15 protein-coding genes are annotated in these 22784 nt (G+C 73.7%); 3 read left to right on the top strand and 12 right to left on the bottom strand.

Going from position 1 to position 22784, the window contains the following annotated elements:
• Positions 1-17 precede the first annotated feature (17 nt).
• Both ABZX65_RS33185 and ABZX65_RS33180 read right to left on the bottom strand, forming a co-directional pair.
• The gene (locus tag ABZX65_RS33185; RefSeq protein WP_355348709.1) at positions 18-3518 is read right to left on the bottom strand and encodes an ATP-dependent DNA helicase; all 3501 of its coding nucleotides are present in this window, start codon (positions 3516-3518) and stop codon (positions 18-20) included.
• Positions 3519-3859: 341 nt separating this feature from the next.
• A complete protein-coding gene (locus ABZX65_RS33180) occupies positions 3860-4231 on the bottom strand; it encodes an MGMT family protein (RefSeq protein WP_355348662.1) in 372 nt (123 codons plus the stop codon).
• A gap of 512 nt (positions 4232-4743) precedes the next feature.
• Here ABZX65_RS33180 and ABZX65_RS33175 point away from each other — a divergent pair.
• Positions 4744-7407: a lysylphosphatidylglycerol synthase transmembrane domain-containing protein gene (locus ABZX65_RS33175; protein WP_355348706.1), complete on the top strand. Its 2664-nt coding sequence runs from the start codon at positions 4744-4746 to the stop codon at positions 7405-7407.
• A gap of 114 nt (positions 7408-7521) precedes the next feature.
• On the opposite strand, the gene ABZX65_RS33170 is transcribed toward ABZX65_RS33175, so the two are convergent.
• Complete coding sequence (locus tag ABZX65_RS33170) at positions 7522-8112, bottom strand: hypothetical protein (protein ID WP_355348660.1); 591 nt, start codon at positions 8110-8112, stop codon at positions 7522-7524.
• Positions 8113-8508: 396 nt separating this feature from the next.
• Here ABZX65_RS33170 and ABZX65_RS33165 point away from each other — a divergent pair, with 396 nt between their 5' ends.
• Complete coding sequence (locus tag ABZX65_RS33165) at positions 8509-9201, top strand: hypothetical protein (RefSeq protein ID WP_355348657.1); 693 nt, start codon at positions 8509-8511, stop codon at positions 9199-9201.
• On the top strand, positions 9198-10301 hold the full coding sequence (locus ABZX65_RS33160; protein WP_355348654.1) for a hypothetical protein: 1104 nt from the start codon (positions 9198-9200) through the stop codon (positions 10299-10301). The genes ABZX65_RS33165 and ABZX65_RS33160 overlap by 4 nt, the downstream gene beginning before the upstream one ends.
• Before the next feature lie 94 nt (positions 10302-10395).
• On the opposite strand, the gene ABZX65_RS33155 is transcribed toward ABZX65_RS33160, so the two are convergent.
• The 9 genes from ABZX65_RS33155 to ABZX65_RS33115 form a co-directional block, all read right to left on the bottom strand.
• A complete protein-coding gene (locus tag ABZX65_RS33155) occupies positions 10396-11298 on the bottom strand; it encodes a VCBS repeat-containing protein (protein WP_355348651.1) in 903 nt (300 codons plus the stop codon).
• 260 nt (positions 11299-11558) lie between these two features.
• On the bottom strand, positions 11559-12737 hold the full coding sequence (gene moeZ, locus ABZX65_RS33150) for an adenylyltransferase/sulfurtransferase MoeZ (RefSeq protein WP_355348647.1): 1179 nt from the start codon (positions 12735-12737) through the stop codon (positions 11559-11561).
• 212 nt (positions 12738-12949) lie between these two features.
• Positions 12950-13819, bottom strand: coding sequence for a spherulation-specific family 4 protein (locus tag ABZX65_RS33145; protein WP_355348703.1), 870 nt, complete (start codon positions 13817-13819; stop codon positions 12950-12952).
• 59 nt (positions 13820-13878) lie between these two features.
• A complete protein-coding gene (locus ABZX65_RS33140; protein WP_188283310.1) occupies positions 13879-14790 on the bottom strand; it encodes an NAD(P)-dependent oxidoreductase in 912 nt (303 codons plus the stop codon).
• Positions 14791-14957: 167 nt separating this feature from the next.
• Complete coding sequence (locus ABZX65_RS33135) at positions 14958-15881, bottom strand: hypothetical protein (protein WP_355348644.1); 924 nt, start codon at positions 15879-15881, stop codon at positions 14958-14960.
• A gap of 1178 nt (positions 15882-17059) precedes the next feature.
• Positions 17060-18793, bottom strand: a complete 1734-nt coding sequence (locus ABZX65_RS33130; protein ID WP_355348641.1) for a DUF3492 domain-containing protein — start codon at positions 18791-18793, stop codon at positions 17060-17062.
• A 188-nt stretch (positions 18794-18981) separates the two neighbouring features.
• Positions 18982-20730 (bottom strand): ABC transporter ATP-binding protein, encoded by a 1749-nt coding sequence (locus ABZX65_RS33125; protein WP_355348638.1) that lies wholly within the window; start codon positions 20728-20730, stop codon positions 18982-18984.
• On the bottom strand, positions 20727-21716 hold the full coding sequence (locus ABZX65_RS33120) for an ABC transporter permease (RefSeq protein ID WP_355348635.1): 990 nt from the start codon (positions 21714-21716) through the stop codon (positions 20727-20729). The genes ABZX65_RS33125 and ABZX65_RS33120 overlap by 4 nt, the downstream gene beginning before the upstream one ends.
• Positions 21713-22783 (bottom strand): ABC transporter permease, encoded by a 1071-nt coding sequence (locus tag ABZX65_RS33115; protein ID WP_355348632.1) that lies wholly within the window; start codon positions 22781-22783, stop codon positions 21713-21715. The genes ABZX65_RS33120 and ABZX65_RS33115 overlap by 4 nt, the downstream gene beginning before the upstream one ends.
• Position 22784: the final 1 nt, after the last annotated feature.

Raw genomic sequence — 22784 nt, 5'->3', positions numbered from 1 at the left:
CGGGGCACGGAGGTCGTTCACTCCACCACCTGGCGTCCCTCCGGTCGCGCCGTACAGGCCGCCCGGAAGGCGCAGTTGGCGCAGTGCTGGCCGGTGGACGGGGTGAAGCGCTCGTCCAGGACGCGGCCCGCGGCCTCGGCCAGCAGCTCCTGCGCCCACTCCCCCGCCAGCGGTTCCTGGCGCTGCACGGCCGGTACGGTCTCGCCGCCCTCCTTGCGCGTCGCGCCGAGCCTGAGCTGGACGAGTTCGGCGCCGCCGGACGGCGGGCGGGTGTCGTTGAAGAGCGGGTCGACGGCGCCTTCGCGCACAGCGAGCTGGTAGACGGCGAGCTGCGGGTGGTGGGTGACCTCGGCCGCGGTGGGCTTGGAGCGGCCGGTCTTGAAGTCGACGACGTACGCGTTGCCCTCGGCGTCGGTCTCGACGCGGTCCATGCTGCCGCGGATCCGTACCCGGGCGTCGCCCGCCTCCAAGGTGACGTCGAAGCCGTGCTCGGTGGCGACGGGGGTACGGCCGCGCTCCATGACGTGCCAGCGCAGGAAGCGCTCCAGGGCCGCGCGGGCGTTCTCCTTCTCCTGCCGGGACTTCCACGGCGCGTCGAAGGCGAGGGCGTCCCAGACCGAGTCCAGCCGTTCCATCAGGACGTCGAGATCGGCGGGGGCGCGTCCCGAGGCGACCTCGTCGGCCAGGACGTGGACGACGTTGCCGAAGCCCTGGGCGGCGGTGGACGGCGGTTCCGCCTTGACCTCGCGGCCGAGGAACCACTGGAGCGCGCAGGTGTTGGCGAGCTGGTCGAGCGCGCTGCCGGACAGGACGACGGGCTGGTCGCGGTCGCGCAGCGGGACCGTCGAGCGGGTCGGCTCGTACAGGCCCCACCAGCGGTCGGGGTGCGCGGCGGGCACGAGCGCGTACCCGTCGTCGTTGAGCGCCGCGAGCTTGGCCAGCCGGCGCGCGGCGGCGTCGCGCAGGGCCGGGGACGCGGCGGGGTCGACGGTGGTGGCCCGCAGCTCGGCGACGAGCGCCGCGACGGCCAGCGGGCGGCGCGAGCGGTGGGTGACGTCCTGCGGGGGCACGCCCAGCTCGGCCAGGAAGCGGGAGGGCTGGTCGCCGTCGTCGTTGGCCGACTTCACGGCCGTGACCAGCAGGCGCTCGCGGGCGCGGGTGGCCGCCACGTAGAACAGCCGCCGTTCCTCCGCGAGGAGCGCGCCCTGGCTGAGCGGCGGCGCGAGGCCGTCGGTGCCGATCCGGTCCGCCTCCAGCAGCGAGCCGCGCCGCCGCAGGTCGGGCCAGACGCCGTCCTGCACCCCGGCCACCACGACGAGCCGCCACTCCAGGCCCTTCGACCGGTGCGCGGTCATCAGGCGTACGGCGTCGGGGCGTACGGCCGGGCCGCCGAGCGTGTCGGCGACGATGTCGTGCGCCGACAGCTCCTCGATGAGGTTCAGCGCGCCCCGGCCGCCGGTGCGCTCCTCGGCCCGCGCCGCCGTCTCGAACAGCGCGCACACCGCGTCCAGGTCACGGTCGGCGTGGCGTCCGCCCGCCCCGCCCCGCAACGCCGCCCGCTCCAGCCTCCCCGGCCAGGGCGAGCCGTCCCACAGGCCCCACAGCGCCTCTTCCGCCGTGCCACCGCCTGCCAGCGTGTCCCGCGCGGCCCTCAGCAGCCCGCCCACCCGCAGCGCCCCCCGCGCATACGCCGGGTCGTGCGCCACCAGCCGCTCCGGCTCCCCCACCGCCTCCGCGATCAGCTCGTCCGACCCCCGCGGCACCGCGTGGCCCGCGGCCCGCTCCTCCTCCCGCAACGCCCGCCCCAACCGCCGCAGATCCGCGGCGTCCATCCCCCCCAACGGCGACGTCAGCAGCGCGACGGCGTCCTCCACCCCAACAACCACCCGCCCGTCGCCCCGCGAATACCCGTCGGGTGCCGCCGACGAAGCAGCGACCTCACCCCGCCCCTGCGGGCCGCCGAACGGCGCAGGCCCGGAAAGGGGGGCCGACGATCGGCCGGGCTCGGCGGGGCCGGCCGCCGACGCCGAGGACGCGCCGGGCCCTCCCAGCCCACCCGGCCGAGCGGCGTCCGCGTCCCCGCCGGACGCTCCCAAGCCGCCAGGCCGAACGGAGTCCACGCCCCCGTCGGGCGTTCCCGGGGCGCCGGGCAGGGTGGGGGGCTCAGGGGCAGCCGACTCGGCTGCGAGGCGGAGGGCGAGGAGGAGGGGGGCGACGGCGGGCTCGGCGTGGAGGGGGATGTCGGGGGCGTCGAGGTGGACGGGGACGCCGGAGGTGGTGAGGGCGCGGCGCAGGGCCGGGAGGGGCGAGGCGGAGCGCAGGAGGACGGCCATGTCGTGCCAGGGGATGCCGTCTTCGAGGTGCGCGCGGCGCAGGGTGTCGGCGATGCCGTCGAGTTCCGCGCCGGAGGTCGGATACGTGCGGACGGCGACCGCGCCGTCGGACCGTACGGCGTGCAGCGCGCGGTGCTGCCGTACGGCCGCGGCGGGCAGCTTGGGCAGCGGCATGCGGGTGGTGAGCCGCCGGGTGGCGTCCAGGAGTTCGGCCCCGGCGCGGCGGGAGACGGTGAGGACGCGGACGGCGGCGGCCTTGGCGTCGCGGGGCGGGAAGTCGGTGGGGAAGTCGAGGATGCCGTTGATGTCGGCGCCGCGGAAGGCGTAGATCGACTGGTCGGGGTCGCCGAAGGCGACCAGCGTGCGGCCCTGCCCCGCCAGCGCCTGGAGGAGCCGTACCTGCGCCGGGTCGGTGTCCTGGTACTCGTCGACGAAGACGGCGTCGTACCGCCCGGCCAGCTCCCGGTGCGTCTCGGGGCGTTCGGCGAGCAGCGCGGCCCGGTGGACGAGTTCGGTGTAGTCGATGACCCCCTGGAGGTCGCTGACCTCCAGGTATTCGTCCAGGAAGGCCGCCGCCGCGGTCCAGTCGGGCCGCCCGATGCGGCGGGCGAAGTCCGCGAGGGCGCGCGGGCCGAGCCCCAGTTCGCGGCTGCGCGCGACCACCGCGCGCACCTCGTCGGCGAATCCGCGCGTGGTGCGCGCGGCCCGCAGGTCGTCCGGCCAGCGGAATTTGCCGCGCCCGTCGCGTTCGAGCATGGCCTCTCCGGCCAGCAGCTCGCGGACCAGCAGGTCCTGCTCGGGGCCCGACAGCAGCCTGATCGGGTCGGCGAACAGCTCGGGCGCCTGGTGCTCGCGGACCAGGGCGTAGCAGAAGGAGTGGAAGGTGGTGGCGTGCGGCGCCACCACTCCGCCGGTCGCGCCGCCCGGACCGTCGGGTTCCGCCGCCGCCCGCGCCGCCAGCCGGTCGCGCAGCTCGACGGCGGCCTTGCGGCTGAAGGTGAGCACGAGAATCCGGTCGGGATTCGTCCCGGCCCGCACCCGCGCCGTGACCGCCTCGACGAGCGTGGTCGTCTTGCCGGTGCCGGGCCCCGCCAGCACCAGCAGCGGCCCCTGCCCGTGCTCAACCACCGCGCGCTGTGCCGCGTCCAGCACAGGAGGCGTCGCGGCCACCGGCGGCGTCCGCACCAACCGGTACCCGCCGCCCGCACCCCGGTGCGCCTGGTGCGGCACTGCCGAGGTGGCGGAGGAGGCGGAGGAGACCGAGGAGGATGTCACGTGGTTCGCCGGTTCTGTCGGGGCCAGGATCAGATGCGCGTACGGAGTCGGGTGCGGGATCGGTCACGGGGTCGGTCATGGGCTCGGGCGGTCGTACGGGGACGCGTACCGGGTCACGTACGCCGCCGGGATCGCGTTCCCGGACGGGAGCTGTCGACGCTACGCCACGCGCGGGATGTACTCCGTACGGACGGCCGATGCCATCGCGGCGGCGCCGATGACGGAAGCTGGAGGACATGAGTCCCCGGCCGTCAGCCGCTGCCGCCCCCCGCGAGGTCGGCGGCGCCCCCGTCCCAGCGGGCCCTGCGCATGTCGACGCGCGGTATGTGCCCCTCGGCGGCCGGGCCGCGCTCACGCAGCGGGGTGCCCTCGGCGCGGTACGCGTCCAGCGCGCTCAGCTCGTGGCCGGGCAGCAGCGTCCCGTCGGAGCGCACGACACGCCACCAGGTCACGCCGCCGCCGTACAGCGCCATGACCCGGCCGACCTGTCGCGGACCGCCTTCGCCCAGGTATTCCGCGACATCGCCGTATGTCATCACGCGGCCGGGCGGGATCAGTTCTACGGTGTCCAGCACCCGCTCCGCGTACTCCGTGGGGGCACCGGGGTCGTACTCCTCGCTCATCCGAACAATCCTGCCCCAGACCACCGACAACGGGGGGTTCCGGTCCCATTCGCAGACCTCTCATGCCACCATCGTCCGGGCGGTGACTGGTGATACGAGATCAAGAAGAAGAGACGGCTGGGGAGCAGCAGCCGGGCGCGGAGCAGGCCGGACCGGCCGACCGCGCCCCCGACGCGCTGCCCGCGCACCCCGCCGCGCCGGCCGCGAACGGGGCCCACAGGGCGCGCCTGTCCGACCTGCCCGTGCCCGACACCACGCGTGACGCCGTGGCCGAACCCGCGACGGACACCGGCCCGGACGCCGACCGGGCCGCCGCAGACGACACGACGCCCGAGGCCACACCCGACACCGCGTCCGGCACCGCGTCCGGCGCCACGCCCGAGAAGACCCCGGACACCGCGTCCGGCACCGCCCCCGGCCCCGCTCCCACCCTGACCCCCGGGCCGGGACCCGGCACCGTCCTGGTCGACGAACCGCTGCTCGCCGCCCGCGTGCACCGCCCCGCCGACCTGATGCGCTTCCTGTTCGGGCTGCTGGGCATCGCGGTCGTGCTGGCCATCGCGGGCTTCGCGCACGCGACGACCACCGGCCTGGAGACGGACATCTCCAAGGGCGCGGACCACGCGCCCGACGCCCTGTCGTCCTTCGCGGGCCTGACCGCGAGCATCGCCGTACTGATCGTGCCGGTCGCCTTCGCGATCGAGCGGCTGGTCAAACGGGACGGGCTGCGGATCGCCGACGGCGTCCTGGCGGCCGTCCTCGCGCACGGCGCCGCGCTCGCCACCGACTTGTGGGTGACCAGTTCCGCGCCGAATCCGATCCAGGAGGCGCTGACTCACAGCGCGCCCGGCGGCACCGGCCTCACCGACCCCGTGCACGGCTATCTCGCGCCCGTCATCGCCTATGTGACGGCGGTCGGGATGGCGCGCAGACCGCGCTGGCGGGTCGCGCTGTGGTTCGTGCTGCTGCTGGACGCCTTCGCGGTGCTGGTCGGCGGCTACACGACACCGTTCTCGATCGCCGTGACCGTGCTGATCGGCTGGACGGTCGCCTACGGCACGGTCTACGCGGTCGGCTCGCCGAACGTCCGGCCGACCGGGCAGCACCTGCTCGCGGGCCTGCGCCGGGTCGGCTTCGCGCCGCAGACCGCGCGCCGGGTCGAGCTGGACGGCCCGGAGACCGCGGACTCCGACCGCGGCCGGGCGTATCTGGTGACACTGGAGGACGGCCCGCCGCTGGACGTCACGGTGGTCGACCGGGAGCAGCAGGCGCACGGTTTCTTCTACCGGCTGTGGCGGCGGCTCGCCCTGGTCGGCGGGATCACGCAGCGGCGCAGTCTGCTGTCGCTGCGGCAGGCGCTGGAGCAGGAGGCGCTGCTGGCGTACGCGGCCATCGCCGCCGGGGCCAACGCGCCGAAGCTGATCGCCACCTCCGAGCTGGGCCCCGACGCGGTGATGCTGGTCTACGAGCACATCGGCGGCCGGCGATTCGACTCGCTCGCGGACGACGAGATCACCGACGACCTGCTGCGCGAGGCGTGGACGCAGGTGCGGGCGCTCCAGTCGCGGCGGATCGCGCACCGGCGGCTGGTCGGTGAGTCGCTGCTGGTGGATCGTTCCGGCAAGGTCGTGCTGACCGAGCTGCGCGGCGGTGAGATCGCGGCCGGGGACATCGTGCTGCGGATGGACATCGCGCAGATGCTGACGACGCTCGCGCTGCGGGTGGGGCCCGAGCGCGCGGTGGCCTCGGGGCTCGCGGTGCTCGGTCCCGACCGGGTCGCCAACTCGCTGCCGCTGCTCCAGCCGATCGCGCTGAGCCGGGAGACCCGGGCGCGGCTGAAGGTGCTCGGGCGGGCCCGCGCGCAGCGCGAGCGGGACGCGGTGCTCGCGGCGTCGGCGGCGGAGAAGGAGGCACGGGCCGCGGAGCGCGTGCACGGCGCGGAGGTGGCGCACGGCGGCGCGACGGCGGCGGTGCCGCCAGGGGACCTCAGAGCCGGGGACCTCAAGGCCGGGGATCTCAGAACCGGGGATCTCAGAACCGGAGACCTCAGAGCCGGGGACCTCAAGACCGGGGACCTCAAGGCGGGCAAGCTCAAGGCGGGCCGGAAGGCCGAGCGCAAGGCCGAGAGCAAGGCGGAGAAGCGGGCCATAGAGGACGCGCTGGAGGAGGCCCGCGAGGACGACCTGCTCTCCCTCATCCGCCAGCAGGTGCTGCTGATCCGTCCGCAGGCGCCGGTCGAGCCGGTCCGTCTCGAACGCATCAAGCCGCGCACGCTGATCACGGTGATCGCGGGCGCCTTCGCCGCGTATTTCCTGCTCTCCCAGCTCAGTTCCGTGCCGATCGGCGACGCCATCGCCAACGCCGACTGGCGGTGGGCGGTGATCGCGGTCCTCGGCTCCGCGGCCAGTTACGTCGCCGCCGCGTGCGCGCTCTCCGGGTTCGTACCGGAGCGGCTGTCGCTGGTGAAGACGGTGCTCGCGCAGGTCGCCGGGTCGTTCGTGAAGCTGGTCGCCCCGGCCGCGGTCGGCGGTGTCGCGCTCAACACCCGCTACTTGCAGAAGGCGGGCGTACGGCCCGGCCTGGCGGTGGCGAGCGTCGGCGCCTCCCAGCTCGTCGGCCTCGGCTCGCACGTGGTGCTGCTGATGGCGTTCGGCTTCATCACCGGTACGGAGAAGACGCCGTCGCTGTCGCCGTCCCGTACGGTCATGGCCGGGCTGCTGACCGCGGGCGTGCTGGTGCTGGTCGTCACGGCGGTGCCCGCGCTGCGGAAGTTCGTCTCGACGCGGGTACGCGCGCTGTTCGCCGGGGTCGTGCCGCGCATGCTGGACGTGCTCCAGCGGCCCGCGAAGCTGATCACCGGCATCGGCGGCACGCTGATGCTGACGGTCACCTTCGTGATCTGCCTGGACGGCTGCGTACGGGCCTTCGGCGGCCACCTCAGTTACGCGGCCATCGCCGTCGTCTTCCTCGCGGGCAACGCGCTGGGGTCCGCCGCGCCCACCCCCGGTGGCGTCGGGGCCGTCGAACTCGCCCTCACCGGTGGCCTGATCGCCGCCGGGCTGCCGAAGGAGGTCGCCACTCCGGCCGTGCTCTTCTTCCGGCTGCTGACCTTCTGGCTGCCGGTGCTGCCCGGCTGGGTCTCCTTCCACCACCTCACCCGCAAGGGCGAGCTGTAGCGGGCGGGTTGACGTACTCCGCGGCCGGCCGGACCCCGGCGCCGTACGACGCCGGGAACCGGCCGGCCGACCCCGCCGACCGGTCCGAAGGACCGAATCAGCGGGCCCCGCGCGCTACTTGATGTCGGAGATCTTCTTCGTCGCCAGGTCCGACCGCACCTTGAGCGTCTGGTACGTCTCGTGGCCCTTCCCGCCGAACGTCAGGCGCACATTGGTGAAGGCGTGTCCCGCGCCGCTGCCCGCGTACGTCACGCGCCACGCCGTCGGTACGTCCTGGGCGCGCAGCACGCCGTCCGCGTGGTTCTTCTTCTCCCACGCGGCGAGCTTCTTCTGGAGGCCCTTGGTCAGGAAGTGCGACCGCAGGTCGGCGCCGAGGTGGCCGCTGTCGGTGTCCCAGACGGCATCGATGTAGGACCCGTAGAAGTCGGCGACGCGTCCCGTCGTGGACTGCGGGCTGCCGGAGCCGATCACCGGCTCGGCCTTGGCGCCCTTGTGGGCCTTGTGCGCCGTGGGCGCCTGGTGCGCGACCGCGTGCCCGTGCCCGGTCGTGTGGGACTGCCCGGTCGTGCGGGACGCGGTCCGCGGCTGGGACTGCGCCTGCGCCGCGGCGGCGGGTACGGCGACCGCGAGCGCCACCGCGGCCGTGGTGAGGGCGATACGGCGGACGGTACGGGTGCGGGTACCGGTGGTGCGGCTCTGCTGCATGACGTGCCTTGCCTTTCGAAGGTTCTTCGAGGGCTCGGGTGCTCCGCGCCACGCGAAGTCGTCGTGTTCTCCGCGGTGTTCGACGCGTTCGAGCCCATTCGCTGCTTTTGCGGCGTTTGTTCGGGACCCACCACTTGTATCCAATAGGTCGCCGACTATCCGTTAGGAGGGGTTGTGTCCTTGCCGGGTTGCGCGGCATCCGGGTGGAATCGGCGGCTGTGCCGTCGCGGTGACCCGCACGTGACCGAACCAGCACACTTCCCCTCTCAACACGGGCCGCCGCCTTGGGTACGTTGGATTCCACTTGGATACGGGGCCAAGGGGTGTTCGGCGTTCGATGTGTTGTTCGGCCGGTGCCCGTCGGTGCCCGGTGAGCACCGATCGGGAGCGTTGACCATGCGAGTCCACTGCGGCGCCACGGCCGCCGCGTTGACGGCGACCGCCGTCCTGGCGCTGTCCGCCTGCGGCGGCGGTGGAGGTGGCGGCTCCGACACGATCGACGGGGATTCGGCGAACACCGCCTCCCCCACCGCGACGGCCGCCTCTCCCACGGCGTCGGCGTCCGCCGAGCCGACCGCGCCGCCGGTGACGCAGGATCCGAACCTGGCGCTGCCGGGCGATCTGAAGCTGGTCTTCGACTGGCCCGCGCCGACCGGTCACGCCGAGGCCGCCGCGTTGGGCAACGCCGCCAACTTCATGCGCAGCATCGCCCACGGCATCGTGAAGCGGAATGTCAACGAGCCGCTGGTGGCGCGGTACGCGCAGCCGGGCGGCAGCGCCGCCGCGTATGCCCGTACGCAGATCGGGCAGGCGGTGGACGGCGGCTGGACCGAGACCGGCACCGACCGCTTCTACCGGCCCACGGTGAAGGTGACCTCGGCGAAGACCGCCGCCACGGTCGGCTTCTGCGACTTCCAGGGCAAGGTCTACGGCAAGGACGTCAGGTCGGGCAAGCTCCTCGGCACCGCGGTCACCGACAGCAGTTACGTGTACTTCACGATCGTCATGGCCAAGTTCCCCGCGGGGGCCGACCTGTGGCAAGCCGTGTCCGTCGATGCGAAAGCGAAGGCAACGCAATGCAAGGAGTGACCACCCCATCGGGCCCGGCAACGGGCCTGCGCCGTGCGGCTCTTGGCGCGGCCACCGCGATCCTCGTGACGGCCGCCACGGCCACCGTCGCCGCCCCGGCCTTCGCCGACGTGCCCGGCGGCAAGACCAGCGGCTCGGGTGACGACAAGGGCAATCTGAGCGCGGGCGTCCAGGTCACCTATCCCACGGACACCAGCGCGAAGGGCTCGGGAGGCCGTTCGCTCGGCGCCGCCGACAATGTGACGTGGACGCCGCCGCCGTGCTGGATCGGCCCCGTCGCCGGCCCCGCCGAATTCAAGAAGATGGTCGAGAAGCAGGTCAAGGAGACCAACGAGTATCCGGGCCAGGCCAATTACGCCATGCAGGCCATGGACGAGTACAAGAAGCACTACTCGGAGGGCAGGACCTGGAGCGGCAACGGCGAGAAGGCGTACAAGAACTTCAATCTCGACCAGCAGGGCAAGGGCGCTTTCTGGGGGCCGGTGACGAATCCGAACTCCGACAGCCCCGACCGCTTCGACTGCAACGGCACGCTGCCCTTCTGGGTGCCCAACGGCCAGCGCCCGCCCGCCGGTACGCCGAATGTGATCACCACGGAGATGCTGGCCAGGCTCGCCTTCGCGCACACCAAGGTGCCGGGCGTGGACATCCGGACGAATCCGGTGGGCACCCAGACCGTCAATCTGCCCACCTGGGTGACGCTGAACGAGAACTACGCGCCGGTCACCGTCAGGGCCGAACTCAACATCCCCGGCGCGCAGGCCATGTGGGCCGAGACGACGGCCACGCCGACCAGCGTCCACATCGATCCGGGGACGTCGGACGCCACCGTGTACCCGTCCTCCGCCGAGTGCCCCATCGGCAAGGGCGGCCAGGTCGGCGCCCCGTACACCGAGGGCGCCACCGGCAACCCGCCGTGCGGTGTGACGTATCGGCGCTCCACGCAGAGCACCGGCGCGTACGACCTGAACGTGACGGCCACCTGGAAGGTCTCCTGGCGCGGTTCGGACGGCGCGGCCGACAACCCGCCGCTGCCGAACGGTGTGATCACCCAGGACCACCCGGTCACGGTCCAGGAGATCCAGACCGTCAACCGCTGAACCGGACCATGTGAGAGGCCCGCCGCCCGGAGGAGTTCCGGGCGGCGGGCCTCGTTTCACGGTTCGAACGGCGCGATCCGGAGGACGGCGCGGCTTAGAACAGGTAGTTGTACGTGTTCCAGCCGCCGCCGATCTTCACGCGGGCCGCGAACGGGGCGCCGGCGTTGCCGGTGCCCTTGTACAGCCACAGGACACCCGACGTGTCGCGGGCGATCAGGTCGTTGCGACCGTCACCGCTGGTGTCGCCCAGGCTGAGGATCTTGTTGTAGGTGTTCCACCCACCGCCGATCTTCGTCCGCGCGGCGAACGGCGCGTCGATGTTGCCGGTGCCCTTGTAGAGCCAGAGCGCACCGCTGCTGTCGCGGGCCACGATGTCGGGCTTGCCGTCACCGGTGAGGTCACCGCGGCCGGCGATCTGGTTGTAGGTGTTCCACCCGCCGCCGACCTTGCGCTTCTTGGCGAACGTGCCGTCCGCGTAGGACAGGTAGAGCCACAGCACGCCGCTGCTGTCACGGGCGAGCAGGTCCGGGTTGGCGGCGCCGCCGACGTTGCCCGGCGTCACGAAGGCGTTGTAGACGTTCCAGCCGGTGCCGATCACGGTGCCCTCGTCGGGCGAGGCCGCCGAGAAGATCCGGAGCGTGCCGCCGAACCGCGCGTAGACGTTCACGTGCGTGTCGTTGCCCGAGTTGTTCTTGAAGAACGCGTTGGCGCTGCCCATCCCGTAGCCGGTCTGGGTGCGGGAGCCGAAGCCGTTCGCCTTCGGCGGGTAGCTCCAGATCCGGCCGCTGGAGTCGCGGCCGTCGATGCCGAACGACCAGATCTTGTCGTCCTGCGCGGCGTTCGTGGAGAACGTCGAGACGCCGGGTGCGGCGGTGTGGCTCTGCGCGTCCTTGACGGTGGTGAGCGCGGGCGAGCCGCCCTCGGCGCTGGCGGCGACGGAGGCGCCCAGCACCATGGCGAGCGTGCCCGCCGTCACCGCGGCGGCCCTGGCCTTCATTCCCCGTCCGGTCCGCCGGTTTTTCTGCGTTTTCACGTAGTGGTCCCCCTCAGTGAAATGTCCCTGCTCCGTACGGATCACTCCGCACGGGAGCCCCTGACGCTACCTCCTTCGCCCCCCGGCTCTCTCATGGGCAGGTCATGGGTCCGTCACAGTTTCGATACCGTCAAGGGCATCTGGAACAACAGGACATGACGGGACGGCGGAGGGGCCCGGTGCGTGGCACCGGGCCCCTCCGCCGTGAGACCGCTTCAACTGGCTTAGTACACCGGCTTGTCGGGCTCGATCGTGTTGACCCAGCCGATCACGCCGCCGCCGACGTGCACGGCGTCGGAGAAGCCCGCGGACTTCAGGACGGCGAGGACCTCCGCGGAGCGCACACCGGTCTTGCAGTGCAGGACGATCCGCTTGTCCTGCGGCAGGTGCTCCAGGGCGCTGCCCATCAGGAACTCGTTCTTCGGGATGAGCTTCGCGCCGGGGATGGAGACGATCTCGTACTCGTTCGGCTCGCGGACATCGATGACCTCGATGTTCTCGCCGTCGTCCATCCACTCCTTGAGCTGCTTGGGAGTGATGGTCGAGCCGAGCGCGGCCTCCTGGGCCTCCTCGGACACGACGCCGCAGAACGCCTCGTAGTCGATCAGCTCGGTGACGGTCGGGTTCTCGCCGCAGACCGCGCAGTCCGGGTCCTTGCGGACCTTCACCGTGCGGTACGTCATCTCCAGGGCGTCGTAGATCATCAGGCGGCCGAGCAGCGGCTCGCCGATGCCCGCGAGCAGCTTGATGGCCTCGGTGACCTGGATCGAGCCGATGGACGCGCACAGCACGCCGAGGACGCCGCCCTCGGCGCAGGAGGGGACCATGCCGGGGGGCGGGGGCTCCGGGTAGAGGCAGCGGTAGCAGGGGCCGTGCTCGGACCAGAAGACCGATGCCTGGCCGTCGAAGCGGTAGATGGAGCCCCAGACGTAGGGCTTGCCCAGCAGCACGCACGCGTCGTTGACCAGGTAGCGGGTCGCGAAGTTGTCCGTGCCGTCGACGATCAGGTCGTACTGGGAGAAGATCTCCATCACGTTCTCGGCTTCGAGCCGCTCTTCGTGCAGGACGACGTTCACGTACGGGTTGATGCCCTTGACGGAGTCGCGGGCGGATTCGGCCTTCGAGCGGCCGATGTCGGCCTGGCTGTGGATGATCTGACGCTGGAGGTTCGACTCGTCGACCTCGTCGAATTCGACGATGCCGAGCGTGCCGACGCCCGCGGCGGCCAGGTACATCAGGGCCGGAGAGCCGAGCCCGCCGGCGCCGACACACAGCACCTTGGCGTTCTTCAGCCGCTTCTGGCCGTCCATTCCCACGTCGGGGATGATCAGATGGCGCGAATACCTGCGGACCTCGTCAACGGAGAGCTCGGCGGCCGGCTCGACCAGGGGTGGCAGCGACACAGGGACCTCAGCAATACGGTTGGTCGGTCATCAGTCAGTACGTGCGGTACGTGCTGTCCCTGCAACACTGCCACGCCGGTCTTCATTCCAAGACACCCGGTCCGAGGACCGAGACGGAATCGGCTCACATCCCGGTCACGTCCCGGTCACGCTCCGGCCGCGCTCCCCCCGCGTCCTGGCCGTGCCCGGTCCGAGGGGCCGCCGCGCCGGTGCTACGTGCTCGGCGACGGCTGTTTGCGCAGCATACGGACGGCTTCGTGCCAGTATCCGGCCAGGCCCGCCCACGGGTCGGCGCCGTCCCGGTCCGTGCGGTCGGTGAGGCACACCGTGGACGCGCCCTGCCAGCGGGCGATCCGCAGGGCGGTGTCCAGATGGGACCTGGGCAGGCCGTGCACCAGGTGCACGAAGCGTTCCGGCGGGTACGCGGCCGTCCACTCCGGCGCCTCCGACCAGCGGTAACTGGTCCAGGGGCCGCAGAAGGTGACGAGCTGGTCGGCCAGTTCGGCGTATCCGGGCCACGGGTGCTCGCCGTGGCCGAGGACGATCTGGCCGCCGCCGCTCTCCGGCAGGCGCGAGGCGGCGGCTCCCGCTCTCCCGCTGGCCCCACTGGCCCCGCTGCCCCTTCTGCCTCTGCTGTCCCCGTTGTCCCCGCTGCCCTCGGCGGCCTCGTTGCCCTCCGTGCCCCCGGTGTCCTCCGTGCCCCCGGGGTCCTCGTCGTCCGCGTGCAGCAGTGCCCGCAGCGTGGTCACCACCCGGCGGCACTCGGCGGCGTCGGCGCGGCCGGTCGGGGCGCGGTCCAGGTAGAAGCCGTCGACCCGGTACCAGTCCAGGTAGTGGGAGGCGTCGGCGAGCAGGTCGCCGAAGGGCCGGGTGCCGTTGCGGCAGTCCAGCAGTCCGAGGACCGGGACGCCGTTCTCACGGACGCGGCCGACGACCTCTCCGTACAGCGGGTCGGGCCGCGTACCGGGGCCGCGGGCCACGTCGAAGGCGGCCCAGTGCAGCGGCGCCCCCGGCCGGGCCAGTTCGGCCCATTCGGTGGGGGCGACCAGCGGGTGCGCGAACGCCGGGACGCCGAAGCCCATCGCGTCCCGGCCCGCGCCCGCACGGCGGCGCAGTCCCGTGCCCCACTGGTGCGGTCGCGTCAGACGCGACATGCCGCCTCCATCCACACATCGGCCAGGGACTCCTCCAGGCCGATCCGGGGCCGCCAGCCGAGCCGGTCCCTGGCGGTACGGACGTCGGCCTGCTGCCAGCCGCCGCAGCCGTCGGGGTACGGGGGCGGCCCGGCGGACGCGGGCGTCTCGTCCAGCTCGTGCAGCGAGCCCTCGTAGCCCGCCACATGGGCGAGGGCCGCGGCCATCTCACGCATCCGGACGGCTCGGCCGCTGCCGATGTTCACCACGCCCTGCGCGGCGGACAGCGACGCGGCGTGCACGGCGCGGGCCACGTCGCGGGCGTCGATGAAGTCGCGCTGGACGCCGAGGCCGCCGAGTTTCAGCTCGCCGTCGCCGTTCTGCATCGCGCGGCGCAGGGTTTCGGCGACCCGGCCGAGCGGGGCCCCGGTCGGGGTGCCGGGGCCGACCGGGCTGAACACCCGCAGCACCACCGCGTCGAGACCTGAGCTGAGGACCAGCTCGGTCGCGGCGAGCTTGCTGACGCCGTAGGGGCCGCCGGGGCGGGGCACCGCGTCCTCGCCGGTGGACGCGCCTTGCGGCGAGGGCCCGTACTCGGAGCCGCAGCCGAGCTGGACGAGCCGGGCGTCGACCTGGCTGCGGCGCATCGCCTCGCAGACGGTGGCGACGGCGACGGTGTTCTGCCGGGTCAGCTCGCGGGCGCCGCCCCTGGTCGTACCGGCGCAGTTGATCACGACTCCGGGGTGCACGGCGTCCAGGAACCTGGCGAGGACGCCGGGCGCGCCGCTCGCCAGGTCGAAGCGGACGTCCGCGTCGTCGCTCCTGCCGAGCGCGGTGAGCTGGACGGCGGGGTCGGCGAGGAGCCGCTCCGCGACATGCCGGCCGAGGAAGCCGTCGGCTCCGAGCAGCAGCACTCTCATCGCGTGCCTCCGAGTGCCTGCGCCGAGTGTCCCGTCGTGCGCCCGCGGGGCGGAAGGCCGTCCTCGCGGACGAGGAGGGGGCGTGCCGGGCGTCGGGCCGCGGTCGGGGTCGGGGCGGTTCGGTACCTGGTCAAGGGGTGTTCTCCTGGTCGTTCGTTCTGCTGAGGTCAGGGGTGGTGGCGCGGCGGCGGCCGGTGCGCGGAGGCACGGGGCAGCACGCGGAACGCCTGCGCGGTCAGCACGAGTGCGGCGGCGCCGCAGATGACGGCTTGCGCGGTGGCGGGGGCAGGGCCGAGGTGCAGGGGGGTCGCGGCGAGGGTCAGCGCCTCGGCGGCGCAGGCCGCTCCGAGACCGGCCGCCGCGTGGCCGGGGAAGCCGTGCACGGACAGCAGGCGCGCGGCGAAGAGCAGCAGGCCGAGGGCGGCCGGTCCGGCCAGTGGCGCGGAGCCCGCGACGGCGGTGGCCGTGTCGAGCAGGGCGATCAGCGCGACGGCGTACACGGCGAGGGCCGCGGCCAGGCGGGGGCGTACGGCGTCGGCGAAGTCCGACAGGCCGTGGCTGGGGGCGAGTTGGGCCCTGGAGCGGACGGCGAGCCAGTGCGCGCAGTACGCGGCGGGCAGCAGGGCGAAGGTGAGCGCCGCGAGGGTGGCGGCGCCGGCGGTGCGGCCGGTGGCGTGCCCGGCGTACAGCGCGTAGCCGAGCAGGCCGTACGTCCATACGGCGGCGCCCGCGCCGCGCTCGACCCGCAGCGGTCCGATCCGTACGGCGGCCCACGCGACGACGGCGACGAACGCCAGCAGCGGCAGCCGTACGCTTCCGGGGGCTCCGGCCGCCAGCGCGCACACCGCGCCCGGCACCGCCTGCGCGGCCCCGGTCCGCCAGCGCGGCAGGGCCCGTTCCCGCTCCCCCGGCGCCGCCTCCAGTCGGCGTACCGCCCTCGGGACCCGCGCGTACAGCTCCTCCGCGAGCCCGAAGACGTCCCGGTGCCGCAGGCGTCGCGCGGCTCCGTCCGTCACGCCGTGGGCTTCCAGCCCGGCCGCGATCTCCCACTCGTCCACGGCGCCCGCGATCAGCGCCTCGTGCCGGTGCATCACTCCCCGTACGGGGTCGGCGGGCCCCCTGCGCCGCGGCTCGTCCGCACCGCCCGGCCGCGCCCCCGCCCGAAAGTCCGCCACCCGTCCGCCGGCCTGCGGTCCGCCCCGCGCGGCCCGTCGCCCGCCGTCGATCCCCACCAACCGCCCTCCGGGCCGCGCCTCCCCACCCGCCCCCGCCCCAGCACCGCGTAGCCCCGCACCCTCGGCGTCCAGGCCGACCGGTACCGGCCCGCGCCGCTCGCGAGCGGGGCCGCCAGGCAGGGCCAAGTCCCCTTCCAGGACCGGCACTTCGAGTACGGAAGCGTTTGCGCCCGCGCGCGCCGAATCCCCCTCCGCCTCGGGGCCCTCGGCAACGCGGAGGCCCGCGCCCGAGCGCAACCCGCCGTCAGCGTCCAGGCCGCCCGGTACCGAACCGTCCCGCTCGCGAGCGGAGCCGCCAGGCAGGACCAAGTCCCCGTCCACGACGGGCACTTCGGATACGGAAACGTTCGTGCCCGGGCGGGTCTCGGACCGCATGAGGCCCGCGCCGCTCACCGATGCGGCGCTGTCCGGGTCCGCGAGGCGAGCGTCAGGCAAGCCGTGCGCCCCGTCATCACCCGGCTTCGCCGACCCCGACTCGGGCCGCCGCGCCGAATCCGCGTGGGCCTGCGGCTCGTCGGTAACGCGGGGCTCCGCGCCTGAGCGGGGCTCGCGCTGCTCGCGAGCGGGGTCGCCAAGCACCGCCAAGCCCCGGTCCGCGACGGGCACTTCGGACGCGGAAGCGTCCGGACTCGATGGCGCGGCGGCGGGTGGGGAGGCGGCTCCGAACGAATCTGTGCGGGTCGGGGCGGCTGGGCACGGCTGGGCGGCGGTCTCGGGCGCGGCGGCGGGCGGTTGCGCGTCGTCCGCGACGACGGTCCGGGACCGTACGCGCGACGGGTCGCCGTCCGGGGGGGCCGGACGCAGCTCGGCCGGGTGCTCGTCGGTGTCCGGGTTCCGCGCCGGGAGGCGGGAGGCGCCGAAGAGGGCCGTGACCGTCTCGTCGAGGGAGTGGGGGGTGGCCTCGTCGTCGTAGGCGTCTATGTCTATGGCGGTGGGGTCGTCGGGGTCGTGGGGCGGGAGCCGCAGGGGTGAGGCGGGCGGGGCGGCCTGGGCGGTGAGGCGGGTGAGTAAGGCGTGGGCGGGGGTCGGCGTGGTCATGAGGGGGAGCCTCCGGAGGCGGACGGGGCACCTACGGGTTCGGGGGTGCGGGACCAGGCGGGGTGGGCGGGGGTGGGGGCCAGGCGGGCCGGGACGTGCGACTCGGCGGGAGCCGTGAACGGCCGCGGATCGCCCGCCGCGTCGAGCAGCGGCTCGCGCCGCACGGGATGGTGCGCGACCACGTCGAGATAGCTCTCGCGGAAGGCGTCCACGCACCGGGTGACGGTGAAGAGCGCGAGCGCCCGCTCCCGGGCCGCGGCCCCGAGCCGCGACGCCCGCTCGGGCCCGCGCAGCAGATCGACGACGGCGTCCGCCAGCGCCTTGGGGTTGCGCGGCGGCACGACGAGCCCGGTGCCGCCGATGACCTCGCGGACGGCCCCCACGTCGGTGGACACGGTGGGCCGCCCGCAGAACATCGCCTCGACCAGGCTCAGCGGAAAGCCTTCCGCGCTGCTGGAGAGCACCACGACGTCGCCCGCGGCGTACGCGTCGGCGAGTTCGGGCGCGCCGGGCGACCCGATCTCCTCGAAGCTGACGGGACTCTCACCGACGGCGTTGGCGTCGGCGGCCTCGTAGGGGAAGAGCTGCGCGGCGAGCGTCCGGCAGTGCCCGAGGTAGGAGGCCGCGCGTTCGTCGGCGGCGCGCAGCCGCAGGTAGAAGATCCGCAGCCGCGCCCGCGGCTCGTCCGCGCGTATCGCGCGGAAGGCGTGCAGCAGCGCGATGAGGTCCTTGGCCGGATCGATCCTGCCGACCCAGGCGAGCGTGGGGTCGGCGTGCGCGGCGGGCGCGGTGGCCTCGGCCTCGGCGGCCTCGCCCGCGAGGGCGAAGCGCGCCGCGTCGATCCCCGGATGGATGGTCCGCATCCGGTCGCGCGGCGCCCCGCACCGCTCCTGCCAGCGCCGCACATGCGTGGAGCCGGGCGTGACGAGCGCGGCCTGCCGGTAGCTCTCCCCGGCGAGCAGCCGGTGGTAGTCGCCGAGCACCACCCGTACGGCTCCGGCCAGTCCGGCCGCGCGGTTCCCGAGCAGCGCCTCCCGTACCCGCACGGTGTACTCGGTGACGATGAGCGGCGTTCCGCAGAACCGTTTGGCCAGCAGGCCGGGCAAGGCCGCCGGGCCCCCGGAGACGGCGTGGCAGACATCGACGGCGCCCAGTTCGCTCGACCCGTACCAGGGCGCGGACAGCGGCCTGAGCTGGCGTTCCAACAGCTCGGCGACGGCGAGGAGTTCGGTGACGACGATGTCGCCGAGCACGGGACGCACGCCGGGGGCGCGGCACGCCGACTCCAGGGCGGCGAGCGCGTCCTCGCCGCGCAACAGATCGGGCAGGCCGCCGTGTTCTGCGGCGACCTCGGCGAGACCGTACAGCCCGGAGGCGAAACGGTCCGCCCGGTCGGCGGAGCCGAGCCCGGCGCCGCCGGCCAGCGCCGCGACCAGGTCGCGGTAGTGGGTGAGGAAGTCGGCGCGTCTGGCGCGTCTGGCCGCCCGGCCGCCGCCGCACGTCGGCGCGAGGGCGGCGGCCGGGGGCTCCCCCCAGAGGCGTTCCGCGCGGAACCGCCGTACGTGCGACGGCACTTCGACGCGGCCCCCCGCCTCCGTCCGCGGTGACCGGCTGAGCGCGTACACGTCGAATTCGTGGTGCGCGAGACCGCGGACGAGCCGGTCGCACCACGCACCCCCTTCACCTCGCGCGTACGGGTAACCACCCTCGGTGAGCAATGCGATACGCACGTGTACGCCCCCTTTCTCCCTGGCTCGGCCACAACGGAATGTCGGCCGGGTGGCGCCCACGGGACCTGCGTCCGCCCGGCGCGAAGACGTTATTCCGGTACGGCGGTGGCGCGGCGGACGGTTGTCCGCCGCGCCACCAAAAGGGGTGAACGGGCGTAACTTCTCACACTGCCACGCGTTGATGTGACCTAAGGTGCGGTCACCATCACGCTCCGCAGTTCCCTGCGGTCCGCCCTGCGGGCCGCGGATTCGGCCGGGTCCAGCACCGGGACGGCCGCCAACAGGCCCTTGGTGTAGGGGTCCTGGGGCGCGTCGTAGACCTCGTCGACCGTGCCGGACTCCACGATCCGGCCGCCGCGCATCACCGCGACGCGGTCGCTCACCTGCCGTACCACGGCGAGGTCGTGGGCGATGAAGACCAGCGACAGGCCGAGGTCGCGGCGGAGTTCCGCGAGCAGCGCGACGACCTGCGCCTGCGTGGTGACGTCCAGCGCGGAGACCGGCTCGTCGCACACGATGAGCTTCGGCTCGGGCGCCAGGGCCCGTGCGATACCGACGCGTTGGCGCTGCCCGCCGCTGAACTCGTGCGGGTACCTGTGGTACCACTCCGGGTCGAGGCCGACCCGCTCCAGCAGTTCCTTCACCCGGCCGACGACGGCCTTGTCGCTCAGTTCGCCCGCCGCCCGCAGCGGGTCCGCGATGGACTCGCCGATGCTGCGGCGCGGGTTGAGCGAGGAGACCGGGTCCTGGAAGACCATTTGCAGCTCGCGCCGCAGCGGGCGCAGCGCCTTGTCCCCCAGTCCGCCGATCTCCCGGCCCCGGTAGCGGATCTCGCCCGCGCTCGGGTCGAGCAGTCGCACGAGCATCCGCCCGAGCGTCGTCTTGCCGCTGCCGCTCTCGCCCACGATGCCGAGCGTCTCCCCGGCCCTGACCTGGAGCGACACGTCGCCCACGGCCGTGAGCCGCTGCCGCCCCTTGCCGAACTCCCGCCGCAGCGCGACCGCTTCCAGCAGAAGCTCGGAGCCGGGCTCTTCGGCCGTGCCCGTACGCGCGCCGCGTCCGCGTGGTGTCGCCGCGCCCACGGGCGCGGGAGCCGCGCCCGGCTCCCCGCCGTCCGCCGGCCGCGGGTCGATCCGGGGCACCGCCGACAGCAGCGCCCGCGTGTAGTCGTGCGCCGGGGCGGCCAGCACCTCGGCGACCGGACCGCGTTCGACGGCGGCGCCGTCCCGCATGACGAGGATGTCGTCGACGCTCCCGGCGACGACGCCCAGGTCGTGGGTGACGAGCAGCAGCCCCATGCCGGTCTCGGCCCGCAGTTCGTGCAGCAGGTCGAGGATCTGGGCCTGGACGGTGACGTCGAGAGCCGTCGTGGGCTCGTCGGCGATGAGCAGGCGCGGCTCGCACGCCAACGCCATGGCGATCAGGGCGCGTTGGCGCATGCCGCCGCTGAACTCGTGCGGCCGGGAGCGGGACCGGCGGGCGGCGTCGGGGATGCCGACGCGGTCCAGGACCTCGACGGCGCGGGCCCGCGCCGCGGCGCGCGAGCCGCGGTGGTGCACCCGGTAGACCTCGGCGATCTGGTCGCCGATGGCGTAGTAGGGGTCGAGCGAGGACAGCGGGTCCTGGAAGACCATGGCGGCGACCCCGCCGCGCAGCTCGCGCAACTCGGCGTCGTCCGCGCCGAGTACGTCGGTCCCGGCGACCCGTACGGTCCCGGAGACCCGCGCGCCCGTACCGCGGTGCAGGCCGAGCAGGGCGTACGCGGTCGCGCTCTTACCGGAGCCCGACTCGCCGACGAGCCCGAGCGCGCCGCCCGCGCCGAGCGTGAAGTCCAGCCCGTCGACGGCCCGTACGGCCCCGCCCTCGGTGGGGAATTCGATCCGCAGTCCCGCGACCTCCACCAACGGGGCTTCCAGGTCGGTGAGTTGCCCGGTCATGCCAGTACCACCCGTCGGTCGGCCACCGCGTACAGCACGTCGGCGACAGCGTTGGCCACGACGACGGCCAGGCCCATGACCAGCACGATCCCGACCACCACCGGCACGTCCTTGATCTGTACGGACTGCACGAGCTGCTGCCCGAGTCCGGGGATGTTGAACAGCGTCTCAGTGAGCAGCGCGCCGCCGAACATCGTGCCGAGGTCCAGCGCGGACAGCGCGATCACCGGGGTCAGCGCGCCCCGCAGCGCGTGCCGTACGACGATGGCCCGCTCGCTGACGCCGTACGCGCGGAAGGTGCGGATGTGGTCCTCCGCCAGCGTCTCCAGCATCGAACTGCGGGTCAGCCGGGCGTACTTGGCGGCCTCCACCAGGGCGAGCGCGAGCCAGGCCAGCAGCAGATTCCACGCCCACTGCTGCGGGTCCTCGGTGAGCGGGACGTACGAGGGGTACGGCAGCCACTGGAGCCAGGAGCAGAAGAGCAGGAGCAGCAGGATGCCCGTGATGAACACCGGGGTCGCCGTGCCGACCAACGTGAAGCCGGTCAGGGCCCGTTCGGTGACGGTGCCGCGCCGCAGCGCGGACAGCAGGCCGGTGCCGACGCCGATGACCAGCCACAGCACCATCGCGCCGAAGGCGAGCGACGCGGTGGCGGGCAGCTTCTCGCCGACCATCGACGTGACGAGTTCGCCGGTGCGGTACGACTGGCCGAGGCAGGGCGCCGGGCAGTGCAGCACATCGGTGCCGGTGCTGTAGTCGTGACCGGCGACGATGCCGCTGAGGAAGTGCCAGAACTGCACGTACACCGGGTCGTCGAGGCCCATCTGGCCGCGGATCTGCACGATCTGCGCGGTCGAGCACTTGGGGCCGCAGGCCAGCCGGGCCGCGTCGCCGGGCGCGAGGTAGAAGCACGCGTAGAGCACGGCGGCCAGGACGAGGAGGACGACGAGGGCCTGGAAGAGCCGCCGCCCGAGGAAGCGGATCACGCGCCGTCCACCGCCTCGGCGTCCGAGGCGCGGCCAGCCGTATCCGTCGCGGCCGTGTCCGAAGAAGCCGCGTCCGCCTTCGCCGACTTCCGTCCCGTCCCCACCCGCAGCCTGCTGGCGACCCGCGGGTCCAGGGCCGTCCGCACACCGTCCGCGAAGACGGTGAAGGCGAGCACGGTCACGAAGAGCAGCAGGGCGGGCAGCAGGACGTACGCGGAGTCGGCCTGGTACCAGGTCGAGGCGCTGGAGAGCATCTGGCCCCAGGAGGGGGTGGGCGGGGTGACGCCGATGCCGAGGAAGGACAGGCCCGCCTCGGAGACGATGTTGGAGGGCAGCAGGATCGCCGCGTAGGTGACGACGGGCGCGACGAGCGCGGGCAGCAGTTCGCGGCGCGCGGTCCGCCACCGGCTGGAGCCCGCGAGCCGTGAAGCGGCCACGTAGTCGAGGGACTTGAGGGTGAGCACCTGCGCGCGGACGATCTTCGCGATGCCGCCCCAGGCGAGCAGCCCGAGGACCAGCATCAGCAGCACGGGCCGCGGGAAGCCGTCGGGGACGACCGCGAGCAGCGCGATGGCGAAGATCAGCGCGGGCATGGTGACGAAGACGTCGGTGATCCGGCTGAGCACGCTGTCGAGGAACCGGTTGCCCAGGCCCGCGCCCAGGCCGAGGGCCACGCCGAGCGCGACCTGGAGGACGGTGGCGCCGAGGGCCACGACGAGCGAGATCCGCGAGCCGTAGACGAGCCGGGCGAACAGGTCGCGTCCGGTGCCGGGTTCGAGGCCGAGCCAGTGGCTGCCGGAGACCCCGCCGAAGGTGCCGACCGGTACGCCGCCGGCCGCGGAGTCGACCAGGTCGGCGTGGTAGGTGGTGGTGTCCTGCCCTTCGAGCGCGGCGAGCAGCGGGGCCGCCACCGCGACCAGGACGAACAGGACGATGACGGCGCCGCCGACGAGCGCCGCGCGCTGTCCGCGCAGCCGCCGCCAGATCTGCCGGGCCCCGGAGGGGGGCGCCGCGGTGGCGGCGCCCTCCCCCGCGGCCGAGACGGCCGAGAGTGCTTCGACGGTCACG

The organism is Streptomyces sp. NPDC003300 (genome assembly GCF_040610915.1).
GTDB lineage: Bacteria > Actinomycetota > Actinomycetes > Streptomycetales > Streptomycetaceae > Actinacidiphila.
The sequence above is the reverse complement of the archived record's forward strand: the minus strand, read 5'-3'. Positions and strand labels throughout refer to the sequence as shown.